Genomic DNA, 15,417 nt, shown 5'->3' on the forward strand with positions numbered 1-15,417 from the left:
GATCACCTACTGGCCCTGCGCGAGCGAGTACCCGGGCTTGCCGTCGTAGTGCTTGAGCGGCTGGAAGTCGGTGACGCCGAACTTCTCGGCGATCTTGTCCAGCAGGTGGATGATGGGCGCCTGGCCCAGGCTCGGGGCGGCGTGCATGTCCCGCAGCTCGAAGCGGACGCGGTAGTAGTCCACGATCTCTGTGAACACGCTGCCGCTGGGCCACACCTGCGTGCCGCGGTTGCTCATCATCGTCAGCTCGAAGGGCGACTTCGCGCAGATGTCCTTGAGCCGCTCGGCCAGTTCGGGCGGGCTCATGGTGGTATCGAGGTATATGTCGCAGCCCACGTACACGCTCTTGGGCGTCTCGAAGGTCCGCATCAGCGTGTTGTGCCGGGGCCGCTCGGGCCGCTCGTGGGTGATCTCGGCCGGCACGCCATCGGTCGGCAGCGCGTCCCGCTGGCTCGGGGCCTGCCCGAGGTTGTCGGCGATCGCCTTGCCGAACGCCGTCGTACCCACCGATCCCTCGCCACCGAAATCGCCGGTATGCACCCCGTCCTCGAGGGTCCGGATGAGCGCGTTCTCGATGGTGTTTGCGTGCTTCATGAGGCCGACGTGCCGCAGCATCATCAGGCCGCTGAGCAGCAGGCTGGTCGGGTTGGCCAGGTCCTTGCCGGCGATGTCGGGCGCGGTGCCGTGCACCGCCTCGAAGATGCTGACGTGGTGCCCGATGTTGGCGCTGGGCGCGAAGCCAAGCCCGCCGACGAGCCCGGCCGCCAGGTCGCTGACGATGTCGCCCTGGAGGTTGGGCAGCACCACCATGCGGAACTGGTGGGGCTTGAGCACCAGATTCATGCACAGCGCATCGATGATGACGTCGCCGGTCTCGATGTCGGGATAGTCCGCGCCCGTCTTGTAGAAGCGGTCCAGGAACAGGCCGTCGCTCATCTTCATGATGTTGGCCTTGTGCCCGCAGTGCACCATCTTGATGCCCAGCCGCTTGGCGGTCTCGAAGGCCTCGCGGTGCACCTGGTCGCATCCCGGCGCGCTAATCAATCGCTTGCACTCGATGACGTCGTTGGTCAGCCGGTGCTCGATGCCGCCGTAGGTGTCCTCGATGTTCTCGCGGACGACGTAGAAGTCGACGGGGATGTTGGCCTTGCTGTAGACCGTCTCGACGCCCGGCAGGCTCTGGAAGTGCCGCACGTTGGCGAAGGCGCCGTACATCTTGCGGAGCGAGACGTTGATCGACTTGCCGCCGCCGCCCACCGGCGTGCCCATCGGGCCCTTGTACACCAGCCCGGTGTCCTCGACGGTCTGGATCGCACCGTCGGTCATGCCCCGGCTGTCGCCCGCCTGGAAGACCCGCTCGCCCATCTCCACGGGCACGAAGTCGATGTGCTCCATCACGCCGGCCGCCCGGAAGATCGACTGGCAGGCCGCCATGATCTCCGGACCGATGCCGTCGCCCTCGGCCATTGCGATGCGAACCTTGCTGGGCATGCGTGCCTCCCCCGCGGTGGACCAAAAGAAGTCGGCAGGGTAGGACGCGCGGGCTAGCGAGTCCCCTCCGCCGCCCGCTCCAGGCGTTCCTCGATCGCCCGCCAGGTCGCGCTGTCGCCCCCCGGCCAGCAGGCCACGATGAGCGTCGGCGACATCGCGTCGGCCTCCCGCAGCGCGGCGTACAGCTCGCGGGCGTACGCCGCCGCGTCGCCGGGCATCGCGATGCTCGCGTGCGGCGGGTCCACCGCCAGCGACGCACCGGGCGGCGACAGCACCACCGCCGACGCCGCACCGCGAAGCCGCGCGTCGAGTTGCCCGAGCGTGCCCGCGAGCACCAGCGGCGTGCGCGGCCGGTAGTGCGGACCCACGAGGCCCGGACTCCCGACACCCGGCTCCCCTGCCGCGGCATGCGATTCGACGGGCGTGCCCAGCACCCGCGCAATTGCATCCGCCCCGAGCACACCCGGCCTCAGGATCCGCGGCGGCCCGCTGGCGAGATCGAGCACCGTCGACTCGATGCCCACGCGGCAGGGACCGCCGTCGACGACGGCCACCCTCTCGCCGAAGGCCTCCGCCACGTGCTCGGCCCGCGTCGGCGACAGCCGGCCCGATGGATTGGCGCTCGGCCCGACCAGCGGCAGTCCGACTCGTTCGATCAGGTCCAGTGCGACCGGCTGGTCGGGCACGCGGACGGCGACGGTCGCGCCGCCGGCGGTCACCGCATCGGACACCCATCCCGCTTTGGGCAGCACGAGCGTCAGCGGCCCGGGCCAGAACGCCCCGGCCAGCATCGATACGGCGGTCGGCCACGCGTCGCAGCACCCCCGGGCCATCGACTCGCCCGTCGCATGCACGATCAGCGGGTTGCTCGGCGGCCGGCCCTTGATCTCGAACACCCGGCGGACGGCCGGCTCGTCGCGCGCTACCGCGCCGAGGCCGTACACCGTCTCGGTCGGGAAGGCGACCACGCCCCCCGACCGCAGCAGCCCGGCGGCCTCATCGACGCCGACGACCAATCACCGCCGCTCGCGCAGGAGTTCGTCGCGGTCGGGCACGATGAAGCGGATGCCGTTGCGCTCCAGCGCCGTGCCCATCGCCGCGTGCAGTTCGGCGATGGAGGTCACGTAGTCGGCCAGCGCGGCGGCCTCGGACTGCTCGGCGGCCGCGAGGCGATCCTGGCGGTTGAACTCCAGGTTGAGCCGCTCGGGCGTGTTGATCTCGGTGGTTTCCTTCTGGGCGTTGAACACGCGGAGGTTCTCGGCCGCCGCCCGCCGCGTGGACGAGGCATCGCCGATGAGCGCGTAGTTCAGGTTGACCCGCCGCAGCGAGGAGTTGACCTGTGCGGTGATGTCCTGCACCGTGTTGCGGTAGGCGATGGCCGCCTGCCACTGCTGCAGCCGCCGCTCGTCCCGCAGCGCCTCGGCGTCGCGGTTGCCGATGGGAAGCTCGAAGTCCACGCCGAAGATGTAGCTCTGCCGGCTCTGCCGCCACGCCTCGACGAAGGCCGTGTTCAGGTCGTCCTCGAGCGCGAAGAACTCGATCTGGGCGTTGAGGTCCAGCCGGGGCAGCAAGCCGTTCTCGGCCGTCCGCAGGCGGATCGCCGTCGAATCCAGCGACAGCAGCGCCTGGGTCATCTCGGGCCGCCGCCGCAGCGCCGACTGGAGGGCGTCGAAGTAGCCGTACTCGATGGCCTGGTCTACGGGCGTATCCACCGGGGCGAGCAGCACCGTGCCGCCAACGGGGTACCTCGGGTCGCTCATCAGCACCTTGAGGTTGTCGCTCGCGTCGCGGACCGCCGTCTGCGCCTGCCGGAGCGTCTGCCGTCGATCGGCCACCGTGGCGTCGGCGTCGGCGACCTCGGCGGGGTCGGCGTCGAACCCCGCGCGGATCCGCACCTCGCGGCGGGTCTCCTCGCCCCGATCGACCAGCCGCTGCAGCACCCGCAGCGTGTGGTGCGCCTGCCAGAGGTCCCAGTAGGCCGTCTCGACTTGCGTCACAACGTTGATGGCCTCGGCCTTGACGTTGGCGACCTGCTCCCGCTCGTCGTTGCGGGCGATCAGCAGCGCCTCCTGTGCCACGTCGGTGCCGAAGCCCCGCAGCAGCGGCTGGGTGCCCTGGATGGTGAAGGTCGTCTCCCACGCCGGGTCCGGCGTGAACGTCAGCGCCGGCGAGTCGGGCGTCAGCACGTCGGTGTAGCGGAACTCCTGCTCCACCGCGAAGGTGCCGCCGATCCGCGTCTGCTTCCGCAGGCCCAGCGAGGTCTCGAAGATGTCCCGCGTATCGCGGGCGGCCTGGAAGGCGCTGCCGCTGATGACCTGCGTCTCCAGCGTGCTGAAGGTCGCGTCACCGAACAAGACCCAGTCGAAGACGGCCTCGGCCCGGACGACCGCCGCCTCGGCGACCGCGGGGTCGAGCCGCGTGAACTGCAGCGACAGGTTGTGCTCGGCGGCGGCCTTGATGGCCTGCTCCAGGTTGATGGTGGCGACCCGCTGCGGGCGGCCCAGCAGGTCCGCGCCGAAGTCGCCCGTGCCCTCCTCGTACGTGTCGATGCCGCCCAGCGCCTCGACCTCGTCGAGGAACCGCTCGTCGATCTGGACCTCGTCCTCGCCCCGCTCGACGGGCCGCGGACCGGCATCCTCCCGGGCGTCGCGCAGCTCGCTCAGCAGGCCCTCCACGAGCGACCGCTCGATGCGGTCGCTCCGCGGCCCCAGCGGCGGCGCGGCACAACCGCCAGCAAGCGCCAGCAAGACGACGGGAGCGGCGATCCGTTTCACCTTCGAACGCATGCGGCTGTCCCTTGGGAGGGGCGTGATCCCCGCACGCCCCACAGGGCGGGGATCGGCGGTGGGTCTCGGAGGGAAGGACGCCCGGGCGAGGCGGCCGGCCCGGGCGAGGCGTGGGGCAAGTCTAAGCACCCTTCTAACCGCGGGCCGCCGGCGATGCCGATGCTACCTGCGGACACCCGCTCCGGCCGACACCCATCGGACGCCACCGGGGCGTATGTTTGTCCCAAGCCGGCCGGAGGTGCCGCCCCCGGCGATCGTGCGGCCGAGACCCCAGGAGCCCGACCGGGCGCCGGGACCGAGGCCGCCGCAGATGCGATCGCCAGCAACTCGGACATGGAGGGTCCCATGCTCATCGCGATCCAATCCCGGACACTGGCAGTGATGCTCGCCCTGGCGTGCCTCGCGATGCTCGGCAACCCCGGCACCGCGCAGGCGCAGGTCCGCGACGTCGATCCGTACTACGTCACCGTCGCGGCCGACAACACGCCGCTCCGCTCGGGCGACCTGCGGAGCTACTACCCCGTCGCGACGCTCGCCCCGGGCGTCGTGCTCCGCGTCACCGGCGCCGGCGAGCGGTGGCTCCGCGTCGAGTACCCAGCCGGGCTGTCGGCCCTGGCCCGCGCGGACCGCGCCACGCTCGACGAGACCCGGCGCACCGTCACGCTCAGCGCCGACGGACGCCTCAAGGCGCTCAGCGACACCAAGTACGGCATCGACGGCTCCTTCCGCGATGTGCAGGGGCCCGTGCTGCCCGCCGGCACCACGCTCCAATACCTCCGCACCGAGACCAGCAGCCGTGGCACGGTGTTCTACGTCGTTCGCGCACCGCGGGCGTCGGCGGGCTTCCTCGAGCCCGGCCAGGTCCGCCGCGCCACCCAGGACGAGATCGAGCGGCACGAAGCAAGCCTGCCCCGCGACCAGCGCACCACGACTCTGCGCACGCCGTCGCCTACCGAACGGTCCACGCAGCCGCAAGCCACACCTCCACAAGCCACGCCACAAGACGCATCTCCGCAGGTCACGCCGGCACGCGAGACGTCGCAGCCCGCGCTCACCCGGCAACCGGAGTCCGATCCGGCCGGCGTCTCCCTCCTTGAGGACATGAACCCCGCGCCGGCGCAGTCCGATCCAGTCCAGGCGCAGGGCACGCCCGCGAGTCCGCCATCCACCGAGCCCGTGCAGCGCGCGGCGCGGCAGGCCCCACCGCAAGCCGGCAACGGCCGCGCGACCGCCCGACCCGGAGCTGCGCTCGATGACCTCGCCTCGATCGACGACCTCATGGTCGCCTTCGAGTCGGTCCGCCGCCAGGGCAACCGCGAGGCGGAGATCGAGGAACTCATCGCCCAGTTCGAGCGCACGCTCGCGTCGCTGTCCGACGACGCCGAGAACCAGGCCGTCCGCCGCTGGATCGAGCAGCGTGTCCAGCTCCTGGAGATTCGACGCAACGTGCAGCGCCGCCTCGGTAGCCTCGAGCGCGCCCAGGCAGCGCTCCAGGACGGCATCGGCGACCGCGAGCTGGCCGCCCAGCGGCTCCGCCAGCTGGCGATCTACGAGTACGTCGGCGTGCTGCAGCGCAGCGCCGTGTACGACGGCGACCGCCTCCCGCTCATGTACCGCCTCGTCACCGTCGGCGAGCCGCTGCCCCGCACCCTCGGCTATCTCGAGCCCAGCGACGAGTTCAACCTCGATCGCATGGTCGGGCAGGTCATCGGCGTGAACGGCCCGGCGCGGCAGGCCAGCGACCTGCAGCTCAACGCCATCCGCGCCACGCTCGTCGAATCGCTCGCCCCGGACGGCGAGACCACCGTGCGCTACGCCACCGAGAGCGACAATTAGCCCGGCAAGCCGGCCAAGCATCGGCATCCACGCATCCAGCCCGCGAGAAGTCTCGCCGCGCCGCGGGCCATACACTGCCGCGTGACCCCGGATGCGCGATCCACGACGCCGGCCACCGCCATGGGGGCCGGCCTGTCGCCGCTGGAAGACGCCGAGCACGCCGCCAACCAGGCCTGCACGCGCGCCGCCGAGCAACTCGGCGAACGCACCGCCGGCCTCGTGTTCGTCTTCTTCTCCGCCGCACACCGCGAGCGGGCGGGCCTCATCGCCAGCGCCAGCAGGCGCGTGTTCCCGGATGCCGCCATCGTGGGTTGCTCGGCCGAGTCCGTCCTGGCCGGCACGACGGAGCTCGAGCGGCGGCCCGGCATCTCGGTGCTCGCGTCGGCCCTGCCGGGCGTCGAGGCCCGCGTCTTCCCGCTCGAGCGGATCGCCGCCGTCGAGCCGCGCAACCCCAGCCGCACCGAGCGGCTCCGCGCCTCGCTGGGCATGACCCACGAGCACCGCGCGACCTTCGTGCTCGCCGATCCCTTCGGCACCCCGCTCGCCGGCGTGCTGGCGGGACTGGACGCGGCATCCTCGCTCGGGCTCGCGGACGAGGAGCCCCGGCCGCCGATCATGGGCGGCGTCGCCTCGGCCAACAACCGCGCGGGCGGCAACGCCTTCCTCATCGATGGCGCCGTCATCCGCGACGGGGGCGTCGGCGTATCCCTCAACGGACCCGTACGGGTCGATTGCGTGGTGAGCCAGGGGTGCCGCCCCATCGGCGAGAACCACGTCGTGACGCGTGCCCGGGGCAACGTCATCTACGAACTCGGCGGCCGCCGAGCCTTCGATATCGTCCGCGAGACCATCGCCGAGATGCCCGAGGAGGATCGCCAGTTGCTCGCCCGCGGCGTGTTTCTTGGCGTGGCCGTCGACGAGCACCGACCCCGCTTCGGCCGGGGCGACTTCGCCATCCGCGGCGTGGTGTCCGCCGATGAGGGCGACGGCTCCATCGCCATCAGCGAGAACATCCGCGTCGGCCAGACCGTCCGCATGCACGCCCGCGATGCCGAGACCGCCCACGAGGATCTCGAGCTGCTGCTCGATGCCCAGAAGCTCCACGACCATCCCGCGGGCTGCCTGCTGGTGACCTGCAACGGCCGGGGCACGCGGCTCTTCGACCAGCCCAACCACGACGCCAACGTCGTCCGCCGCGCCTTCGAGACCGTCCGCCGCGGATCGCCCGTGATCGGCCCGCCGCCGCAGGGCCCTGGCGCGCCCATGCCCATCGCGGGCTTCTTCGCCGCCGGCGAGATCGGGCCGATCCAGGGCCGGCCGCTGCTGCACGGCCACACCGCCTGCGCCGCTCTCTTCCGCGGCGTCGCACCCTAGCCGCCATGCACGCCAAGACGCTGCTGTGCGTGCCCATCCTCGTCGACACGCCCGAGCGCGCCCGCGAGGAGGCCGAGCACGCGCGGCTCGCCGGCGCCGAACTTGTCGAATACCGGCTCGACGCGTGCTACGGGGGCCGGCCCGAGGAGATCGAGGCGCTCCTGCGGCTCGTCGCCGGCTCGCCGCTGCCGTGCATCGCCACGTGTCGCCCGGTCTGGGAGGGCGGCGAGTACCGGGGGGACGAGGACGCGCGGCTCGAGCTGCTCCGTGCGCTCGCGCACGCCGATCGGCCGCCGAGGTACATCGATATCGAGCTCGCCGCGATCGAGAAGGCCGGGGCGCTCCCGCTTGAGCGCGGCAACGAGGACGCCGAGCCGCGTCTGGTGCTGAGCATCCACGACTTCGAGGGACGCCCGCCCGATCTCGCGCGACGCCTGCTGCGGCTGCACGAGCGGCCCGCCTCGGTGCACAAGATCGCCTTTCGCGCGCGCAGCGTCCGCGACAACCTGGAGCTGTTCGGCCTGCTCGCGCAGCGCAACCGCCCCACCATCGCCCTGGGCATGGGCCGCTTCGGCCTGGCATCCCGCGTGCTTGCGCCCAAGTTCGGCGGCTTCCTGACCTTCGCGCCGCTGCGCGCCGATGCCGCGACCGCGCCCGGCCAGGCGACGCTGGCCGAACTGCTGGAGACCTACCGCATCCGATCCGTGGGCCCCCGCACCCGCGTCTTCGGCGTCGTCGGCGACCCCGTCGAGCACTCGCTGTCGCCCGCCCTCCACAACGCCGGGTTCGACCGCGTGGGCTTCGACGGCGTCTACGTCCCGCTGCCGGTCGCCGAGGGATACGAGTCGCTCAAGGCCTCGCTCGGCGAGCTGCTCGACCACGAGGGTCTCGACCTCACGGGCGTCAGCGTCACCATGCCGCACAAGCGGACCCTCGTCCGGCTCGCCGCCGAGCGCGGCTGGCAGCTGGACGACTTCGCCGCGCTCTGCGGATCCGCCAATACGCTCGTGCGAAGCGAGCCGGGCGCAACGCCGCTGGTGACCAACACCGACGGCCCCGCGGTCGTGGAGTGCCTCGAGCGCGCGGGACTCGCGCTCGTCGGATCCCGCGTGCTCGTCGTCGGCGCGGGCGGCATGGCCCGCGCCGCGGCGCTCGCGCTCTCGCGGACGGGCGCGACCATAACGGTGCACAGCCGGACATCCGAGCGCGCCGCCGAGGTCGCCGAGATGGTCCGCGCTGCCGGCGGCGACGCCGCGACGCTCGATGAGATCACCGAGAACGAAGTCTCCGGCCTTGCGGCGATCGTGCACGCCACCCCGGTGGGCATGACGGACGGCCCCGCGGCCGGAGGCCTGGCCGTCCCGGTCGACGCCATCGACGCGCTGCCGCGGGAAGCTCTGGTCGTCGAGACGATCTACCACCCCGTCGACACGCCCCTGTTGCGCACCGTCCGGGAGCGCGGGCTCCGCGTCGTCGACGGGCTCGACGTATTCGCGGCCCAGGCGGCCGCCCAGTTCGAGCTCTTCACGAACGGCTCGGCGCCACGAGAAGTGTTCGACGCGATGCTCCGGGAACGGTCAGGGAGCCAGGGTCCCTAGGCCGTTGGCAGCACGGCCGAAACGCCGCCCCCGCCCGCCCGGGCGCTCGCGTCCACCAGCGTACGGAAGGCCTCGGACAGCAGGATCGAGCGATCCTCCGCGGGCACGTGGCCGAACATCAGGTCGATAGCGCCCATGCGCGTACGGTCGGCCGATCCCGGCTCGGTCGCCCAGACCACGCCATCCACGGACGCGCCGGCGTCGTCGATCGCCGCCAGCGTGGCCTCGAACAGCAGCACCGATCCGGGCAGCACGTCGAACGCCAGGTCGGCCCGCTTCACCTTCGCCAGCACGACGCTATCGCGGAAGCCGCGGGCCTCGCCCGCCAGCAGGCCGCCCGCCTGCGCCATGCCCTCCAGGATGAGCGGACCCGGCATGACCGGTAGCGCAGCGCCGGACTCCCCCGCCGCAAAATGGTCGTGCAGGTGCGGCTCGGAGAGGCTCACGGCCTTGGCCGCCACCAGCCGGCGGCCCGGCTCGAACTCCAGGATGCGGTCGATCCAGAGCCAGCGCACGGAAGGGACCTAGGCCGCCGCACCGAGCTTGTGGCTCACGAACGAGACCACCGCGTCGACCGTGAAGATCTCGGCCACCTTCGCCACGCTCGGATCCTGCTCGAGCTCCGAGAAGTCGGCGTGCGGCAGCCGCTCCTTGAGCGCGGCGATGCCCTTCGGCGTGACCTTGCCGTCCTGCACGAACTCGGGATCCTGCGTCACGTTGTCGGGGAACAGCTCGCCCTGCTCGATCTTGACGTCGAACTCCTGTTCGAGCCGGAACACGATGTCGAGGAAGTCGATCGACTCCGCCCCCAGGTCGGTCGTCAGCTTGGCCTCGGGGGTCACCTCGTCCTCGTCCACGCCCAGCACCTCGGCCAGCACGTCTTGCACCCTGCTCTGGATCTCGTCGCGCGTCATACCGCCTCCGTGGTGGCAACCGGCCCCCGCTCCGAAGTCATGTTAGCGTGCGATTCGGTGCGGAGCCTCGGCGGCCGCAGCGCCAGTCGCCCCCCCAGCACCGACGGCAGATCCCGCAGTGCGTCCGGATCCACCTCCGGAGCATCCGCCAGGAAGCCCGCCACGCGGACCTCCGCGCCGTCGGCGGCGATCGAGTGCACCACGACCTCGCTCACCAGCGTCTGCCCCGGGCCCACGAAGCGGCTGAACCGCAGCGCCCGCGCGGAGGCGAGCACCAACCGATCGGCCCGGTCGATCTGGCCTTCCAGCAGCAGCCGGGCCGCCTGCAGCATCGCCTCGGTGACCAGCACGCCGGGCAGGATCGGGTGGCCCGGGAAGTGGTCGCGGAAGAACGGCTCGTCGGCTCGCAGCGTCCGCGTGGCGACGATGCGGCTCTCGTCCCTCAGCACCACGCCATCGATGAAGCGGTACCACGACATCCGGCGATAGCGTAGAGTCGCTCGCCGGGCGTTTCCCCGCCCGTCCCCCCGCCGAACGCCGCACGCATGCCCCCCGCCACCGACCAGGCCATCTGTGTCAAGCACGCCGAGTGGTCCGAGACCAGCCAGCTGGTCACGCTGTTCTGCCGGGAGCACGGCCTCGTGCGCGGGCTGGCCAAGGGCTCCCGCCGCGAGCGATCGCCCTTCTCGGGCGGGTTCGAGCTGCTGGTGCTGGGCGAGGTCGTGCTATTCGAGAAGCAGGGCCGCGACCTGGCGACCCTGGCGGCGTGGGATCAGATCGATGGGCACGCGCCGCTCCGCAAGAACTTGCCCGCGCTGTGGCGGAGCCTCTACGCCGTCGACCTCGTGCAGCACGCCCTGCCGCTCCGCGATCCCCATCCGCGGAGCTTCGACCACCTCCGGGAGCTGCTGCGCGGCCCAGCCAGCCCAACGCAACACGACCCGGTCGGCCCCGACGCGGCCGCCCTCGCGGCCTTCCAGTGGTCGCTCCTGGACGAGACCGGCCAGCAGCCCGATCTGGGCCACGCGAGCGGGCACGGGGCGGTCGCCTACTTCCTGCCCGCCGACGGCCGGCTGGCGGCGTCGCCACCCGCGGACGCCGGCATCGCCGCCTGGCCGACCCGCGCCGAGACCCTCGCCGCCCTGCGTTCGATAACGCCCTCGGGCGCGACCGATAGCGCTGCCGATGCCCAAACCTGGGAGCGCGCCGCACGCCTACTGGCGACCTACTGGATGTGGCTGCTGGGAAGGCCGATACCTTCCGCACCGTCCGTGTTCGGGCCTCTTGCGGGTTGACCCTCGTCGCACGAGCGTCGCTCCGGAGCCGATTCGTTGGGAGCGCGGGCGGGCATCAAGGAACGACGCGAGGCAGTCCACCCGAGGCAGGCCCAGCATGGAACCCGGCGCCATCGACCAGATCCTCTCCTGCGAGACCCTCCCCTCGCTACCGGCGACCGCCATCCGGGTGCTCGAGATCTCCGCCGACCCAGAGTGCTCCGTCCGCGAGCTGGCCGAGACCATCCGCTTCGACCAGGGCCTCACCGCCAAGATCCTCAAGACGGTCAACTCGAGCTTCTTCGGCCTACGGACCAAGTGCGCCACGATCGACAAGGCGCTGGTTGTGCTGGGGCTCCGCGAGCTGCGCAACCTGGCGCTGGGCTTCTCGCTCGTGCCGGCGATGGAATCGGCCTACACGAGCGACTTCGACCCGGTGGACTACTGGCGGCGAGGCATCTACACCGCCGTCGCCGCCAAGATTATCGCGGGCAAGGTCGCCCCGCAGATCGCCGACGAGGCCTTCCTCGGGGGGCTGCTGCAGGACATCGGCGTGATGGCGATGCTGCAGGCGCTCGGGCCGTCCTACGCCCAGCTGCTTGCGACGACCGCCGACGACCACCGCAAGCTCGCCGCCGCCGAGCTGCGCGTCTTCGACATGCAGCATCCCGAGGTGGGCGCCCTACTCGCCCGCAAGTGGCAGCTGCCCGACGAGCTCAGCGTGCCGATCCGCTTCCACGAGCGGCCCACCGCGGCGCCGAACGAGGTCAAGGAGGTCGTCTGCTGCGTCGCGCTGGGCAACACCGTGCACCAGTGCCTGTCGTACGAGGACAAGGCCGACTGCCTGCGTCGCCTGTCCTCGCAGGCCAAGCGGCTGTTCAACCTCGACAGCGTGGACTGCGACGACATCGTGACGCAGACCGCCAAGGCCGCCAAGGAAGTGTCGCGGCTCTTCGAGGTCGAGACCGGCGAGACCGTCGACCCCGAGGCCCTGCTGAAGCGCGCCAAGGAGCTACAGGACGAGGCCGGCGACGAAGGCGACGAGAGCTACCTCGATCGCTCGTCGGCGGCCGCCATCGTGCAGGGCGGCGAGATGATCGATCCGATCTCGGGCGCGATGACACGGCTGGCATTCGAGGAACAACTCGAGAAGATCTTCGCGCACCACCGCGAGAAGCGGCAGCCCCTCAGCCTCGTGCTCATCCGCATCGCCGGCTTCGAGACGCTGGTCGAGGAGGAAGGCCTCGAGGCCGGCGACGTCGCGATCGTGGACGCCGCCGAGTCGCTGGACTCCGCGTGCGACGCGATGGCCGACGTGTGCGTCGGTCGCTTCGACGCGTCGACGCTCGCGGTGCTGGCGGGCGCGCCCCAGGCCGAGTTCGTGCCCGCCATCCAGGCCTGGCACGCCAAGGCGAGCAGCCAGCACGCCATGTCGGCGGGCATCTGCAGCTGCGAGGGCGATGGCTACGAGGTCTTCGCCAAGTCCAAGCAGGTCCTCGCCGTCGCCCACAAGGCGCTCACCGTCGCGGTTTCGTCCGGCGGCGGATCGATCCGCAGCGTCAAGCCGGGCAAGGACAAGAAGGCCGCCTGAGCAACCCCCGATCGAACCGACGCAGCTGTCCGCCTACGCCGCACCGCGACCAGGCCGAAGGACGCCGATCGTTGCCGGCGTCGGCGGATACGCCTCCGACAACGCACGCAGGTCCGCCAGCGACACCCCACGGACCCGCTCCAGCTCGTCCTGCAGCGTGCGGTACTCGCCCAGCACCGTCCAGCGCGCGCCGATCCGCTGCATCCGGTCGGCCGGACGCTCCCCGCCGATCGTGACGCCGGTGGCGGCCTTGGATCGCAGCCGCGCGAGGTCGTCCTCGGTCGCCTCCGCAGCAGCGCGAGCAAGCTCCGCCGTGACGACGCGCTCGATCTCCTCCAGCCGCTCTGGATCGCCGCTGGCATACGCCACCAGCAGGCCCTCGCCGTCCTGGCCGAAGTACGCCGCGGTCGCCTCGTCGGCGATGCCCGGCTCGACCAGCGTCCAGTGCAGCCGGCTGTTGCCCGGGGCTCCGAGCACCTGGCTCATCAGCCGCGCCGCGTACCGCCGCTCGTCGGCCAGCGACGGCGCGGGCATGACCGCGAGCAGGTAGCCCCGCGACACCGTGTCCCGCTCCATCTCGAAGCGACCCGCGCCCGACGCCGCCGCGGCCTCACGCGGCGGCGGTGCGCCCCGGGCCCAGGACGCCGTCGACGCCTCGATCCGTTGCACCATCGCCTCGAAGTCGACATCGCCCGCGAAGGCCACGGTGCTGGCCTCGGCCGTGTACCGCCGGCGGAAGTAGTCGCGCATCTGCGCCGGCGACATCGACCCGACCGTGTCCGTCGTGCCCAGCACGCGGTGCCCGAGCGGATGCCCTCGGTAGTGCCGCTCGGTGGCGGCCTCGAGCAGCACCCAGAACGGGTTGTCGTCGTACATCGCGATCTCTTCGAGGATCACGCCCCGCTCGGTCTCGAAGTCGTCTTCGCGCAGCGCCGGGCTCATCATCCGCACGATGAGGTCCGTCGCCGCCGGCAGCGCCTCGGGCAGCGTGTGCGCATAGAAGCTGGTCATCTCCGCGGTGGTGTACGCGTTGTTGCTTGCGCCCAGGTCGTCCATGGCGGCGTTGAGCGCCTCGGCCGCAAGGTCCTCGGGGCCCTTGAACATCATGTGCTCGAGGAAGTGGCTGACGCCCATGACCTCGGCCGGCTCGTCCCGCGCGCCCGTCCGCACGAAGACACCGACGGCCGAACTGGCCGCGTCGTGATCGATCTCCGCGATGACGTCGATGCCGCTGGCGAGCCGCTCGTGCTTGAACTCGATGCCCATGGCCGAGTCTAGCCGTCGGCGTCTCTCGCGCCATCGAACGCGGCGACCAGCTCCCGGGCGGCGCGGCACGGATCCTCCGCGCCGCACACCGCGGCGCACACCGCTACGCCCTTGCAGCCCACCGCCACGAGCTGAGCGATGTTCGATCCGTCGATGCCGCTGATCGCCAGGTGCGGCACCGCGCCCGCCCGCGGGTCGGCCAGGACATCGCGCACCAGCGACGGCCCGCTCAAGGTCGGCTTGGCCTTGGTGCCCGACGCGAACATCGGACCCAGGCCCAGGTAGTCCGCGCCGTCCAGCACCGCTCGCCTCGCGTGATCCAGCGTCGCACAGGACACGCCAACGAGCAGCCGATCGCCCCCCAGCCGCCGTACGTCCCGGGCCGGAGCGTCGCCCTGGCCGAGGTGAACCCCCCGCGCGCCCGCCAGCAGCGCCACGTCGGGTCGATCGTTGACGACGACGTCCACGCCGTACCGCGACGCCAGCGCGACGAGCGTGCGAGCCCGGCCGAGCAGTTCGCGGCCGTCCACGTGCTTCTCGCGGAGCTGCAGGCAGGTTGCGCCGCCCGCGCAGGCGGCCTCGGCGACCTCCGCCCAGGGCCGGCGGCACGCCTCCTCGGTCACCAGCACGCACAGCCGCCACCGCGGGCTCATGCCCCCGCCAACCGCGAGGGCCAGCTCGCGTTGCAACTCGTAGACCCCGTAGCGGGCCGACTCGAAGGGCGCGGACGCGATGCCGAGGCCCTTGGCCGCCTCCTCGCACACGCGGAGAGCCTCCGCCGCCCGATTGCCGGCCGCCAGCACAATGGACGCCAGTCCGGGCCGCTCCGACTCATCCGGGGCGGAGATCGTCGCCCCGACGTCGCGCGCCACATCCCGGGCGGCAAGCAGCCGGACCCCGCCGGCGGCGGCCGCCTGGCGGGCCTCGTGCCGCATCAGCTTGAGCTTCTCGGCCGCCTCCCCGTCATCGAGGCAGAAGCGGGCGACGTCCTCGAGGGTGCGTAGGCCCTCGCACGCGCGGTTCGCGTTGGCATCCAGCATGCGCGCAAGGCCCTGCACGCAAGATGGTAGTGAGACGGGCAGGCCAACCGGCGTTCGCAACCCCGGCGCGGCGCCGAGGGCGCAAAAAGAGAGCCCCGAGTGCGTTACCACTCGGGGCTCAAGCTCGGCGATGACCTACTTTCCCGCGAGGCAGTATCATCGGCGGCCTGGGCTTAACTGCTGTGTTCGGGATGGGAACAGGTGTCTCCCCAGACCTATGGTCGCCGAATGTCCCGCTGGGGCGTTT

13 protein-coding genes and 1 rRNA gene are annotated in these 15,417 nt (G+C 71.7%); 5 read left to right on the top strand and 9 right to left on the bottom strand.

The annotated features are described in order from the left end of the window. Nucleotides 1-6: 6 nt before the first annotated feature. From AAFX79_05910 to AAFX79_05920, 3 genes are read right to left on the bottom strand one after another with little or no spacing between them, the layout of a single operon-like run. Entirely contained in the window at nt 7-1,491 is a 1,485-nt protein-coding gene (locus AAFX79_05910; GenBank protein ID MEO1008081.1) for an isocitrate/isopropylmalate family dehydrogenase, read from the bottom strand. A gap of 53 nt (nt 1,492-1,544) precedes the next feature. After that, nucleotides 1,545-2,507, bottom strand: a complete 963-nt coding sequence (locus AAFX79_05915; protein MEO1008082.1) for an L-threonylcarbamoyladenylate synthase — start codon at nt 2,505-2,507, stop codon at nt 1,545-1,547. Then, nucleotides 2,508-4,277 carry a TolC family protein gene (locus AAFX79_05920; protein ID MEO1008083.1) on the bottom strand — a complete coding sequence of 590 codons (1,770 nt, stop codon included), beginning with the start codon at nt 4,275-4,277 and terminating at the stop codon, nt 2,508-2,510. A 345-nt stretch (nt 4,278-4,622) separates the two neighbouring features. On the opposite strand from AAFX79_05920, the gene AAFX79_05925 reads away from it, so the two are divergent. The 3 genes from AAFX79_05925 to AAFX79_05935 all read left to right on the top strand — a co-directional run bounded on the left by AAFX79_05925 (nt 4,623) and on the right by AAFX79_05935 (nt 9,085). Further along, nucleotides 4,623-6,113, top strand: coding sequence for a hypothetical protein (locus AAFX79_05925; protein MEO1008084.1), 1,491 nt, complete (start codon nt 4,623-4,625; stop codon nt 6,111-6,113). Between the two features lie 81 nt (nt 6,114-6,194). Beyond that, nucleotides 6,195-7,487, top strand: a complete 1,293-nt coding sequence (locus AAFX79_05930) for an FIST N-terminal domain-containing protein (protein MEO1008085.1) — start codon at nt 6,195-6,197, stop codon at nt 7,485-7,487. Nucleotides 7,488-7,492: 5 nt separating this feature from the next. Then, nucleotides 7,493-9,085: a type I 3-dehydroquinate dehydratase gene (locus AAFX79_05935; protein ID MEO1008086.1), complete on the top strand. Its 1,593-nt coding sequence runs from the start codon at nt 7,493-7,495 to the stop codon at nt 9,083-9,085. Here the strand turns inward: AAFX79_05935 and AAFX79_05940 are convergent. From AAFX79_05940 to AAFX79_05950, 3 genes are read right to left on the bottom strand one after another with little or no spacing between them, the layout of a single operon-like run. Continuing rightward, nucleotides 9,082-9,600, bottom strand: a complete 519-nt coding sequence (locus tag AAFX79_05940; GenBank protein MEO1008087.1) for a beta-hydroxyacyl-ACP dehydratase — start codon at nt 9,598-9,600, stop codon at nt 9,082-9,084. The genes AAFX79_05935 and AAFX79_05940 overlap by 4 nt on opposite strands. 9 nt (nt 9,601-9,609) lie before the next feature. After that, complete coding sequence (locus AAFX79_05945; protein MEO1008088.1) at nt 9,610-9,999, bottom strand: acyl carrier protein; 390 nt, start codon at nt 9,997-9,999, stop codon at nt 9,610-9,612. Then, nucleotides 9,996-10,478 (bottom strand): hypothetical protein, encoded by a 483-nt coding sequence (locus AAFX79_05950; GenBank protein ID MEO1008089.1) that lies wholly within the window; start codon nt 10,476-10,478, stop codon nt 9,996-9,998. The genes AAFX79_05945 and AAFX79_05950 overlap by 4 nt, the downstream gene beginning before the upstream one ends. Nucleotides 10,479-10,544: 66 nt before the next feature. On the opposite strand from AAFX79_05950, the gene recO reads away from it, so the two are divergent. Both recO and AAFX79_05960 read left to right on the top strand, forming a co-directional pair. Then, complete coding sequence (gene recO, locus AAFX79_05955) at nt 10,545-11,294, top strand: DNA repair protein RecO (protein ID MEO1008090.1); 750 nt, start codon at nt 10,545-10,547, stop codon at nt 11,292-11,294. Nucleotides 11,295-11,391: 97 nt separating this feature from the next. Then, complete coding sequence (locus tag AAFX79_05960; GenBank protein ID MEO1008091.1) at nt 11,392-12,864, top strand: HDOD domain-containing protein; 1,473 nt, start codon at nt 11,392-11,394, stop codon at nt 12,862-12,864. 33 nt (nt 12,865-12,897) lie between these two features. Here the strand turns inward: AAFX79_05960 and AAFX79_05965 are convergent, their stop codons facing one another. From AAFX79_05965 to rrf, 3 genes are all read right to left on the bottom strand, one after another. Further along, nucleotides 12,898-14,130, bottom strand: a complete 1,233-nt coding sequence (locus tag AAFX79_05965; GenBank protein MEO1008092.1) for a pitrilysin family protein — start codon at nt 14,128-14,130, stop codon at nt 12,898-12,900. A gap of 8 nt (nt 14,131-14,138) precedes the next feature. Next, nucleotides 14,139-15,188: a thiamine phosphate synthase gene (thiE, locus tag AAFX79_05970; protein ID MEO1008093.1), complete on the bottom strand. Its 1,050-nt coding sequence runs from the start codon at nt 15,186-15,188 to the stop codon at nt 14,139-14,141. A 104-nt stretch (nt 15,189-15,292) separates the two neighbouring features. Beyond that, nucleotides 15,293-15,399, bottom strand: a 5S ribosomal RNA gene (rrf, locus tag AAFX79_05975). Nucleotides 15,400-15,417: the final 18 nt, after the last annotated feature.

The sequence above is a fragment of the Planctomycetota bacterium genome, from assembly GCA_039819165.1.
Classification (GTDB): domain Bacteria; phylum Planctomycetota; class Phycisphaerae; order Phycisphaerales; family UBA1924; genus JAHCJI01.

Excerpts from the sequence above, each read along its gene's own strand:
- AAFX79_05910 (MEO1008081.1), bottom strand. The coding sequence starts at position 1,491 with ATGCCCAGCAAGGTTCGCATCGCAATGGCCGAGGGCGACGGCATCGGT.
- AAFX79_05920 (MEO1008083.1), bottom strand. The coding sequence starts at position 4,277 with ATGCGTTCGAAGGTGAAACGGATCGCCGCTCCCGTCGTCTTGCTGGCG.
- AAFX79_05925 (MEO1008084.1), top strand. The coding sequence starts at position 4,623 with ATGCTCATCGCGATCCAATCCCGGACACTGGCAGTGATGCTCGCCCTG.
- AAFX79_05935 (MEO1008086.1), top strand. The coding sequence starts at position 7,493 with ATGCACGCCAAGACGCTGCTGTGCGTGCCCATCCTCGTCGACACGCCC.
- AAFX79_05945 (MEO1008088.1), bottom strand. The coding sequence starts at position 9,999 with ATGACGCGCGACGAGATCCAGAGCAGGGTGCAAGACGTGCTGGCCGAG.
- AAFX79_05950 (MEO1008089.1), bottom strand. The coding sequence starts at position 10,478 with ATGTCGTGGTACCGCTTCATCGATGGCGTGGTGCTGAGGGACGAGAGC.
- recO (MEO1008090.1), top strand. The coding sequence starts at position 10,545 with ATGCCCCCCGCCACCGACCAGGCCATCTGTGTCAAGCACGCCGAGTGG.
- AAFX79_05960 (MEO1008091.1), top strand. The coding sequence starts at position 11,392 with ATGGAACCCGGCGCCATCGACCAGATCCTCTCCTGCGAGACCCTCCCC.
- AAFX79_05965 (MEO1008092.1), bottom strand. The coding sequence starts at position 14,130 with ATGGGCATCGAGTTCAAGCACGAGCGGCTCGCCAGCGGCATCGACGTC.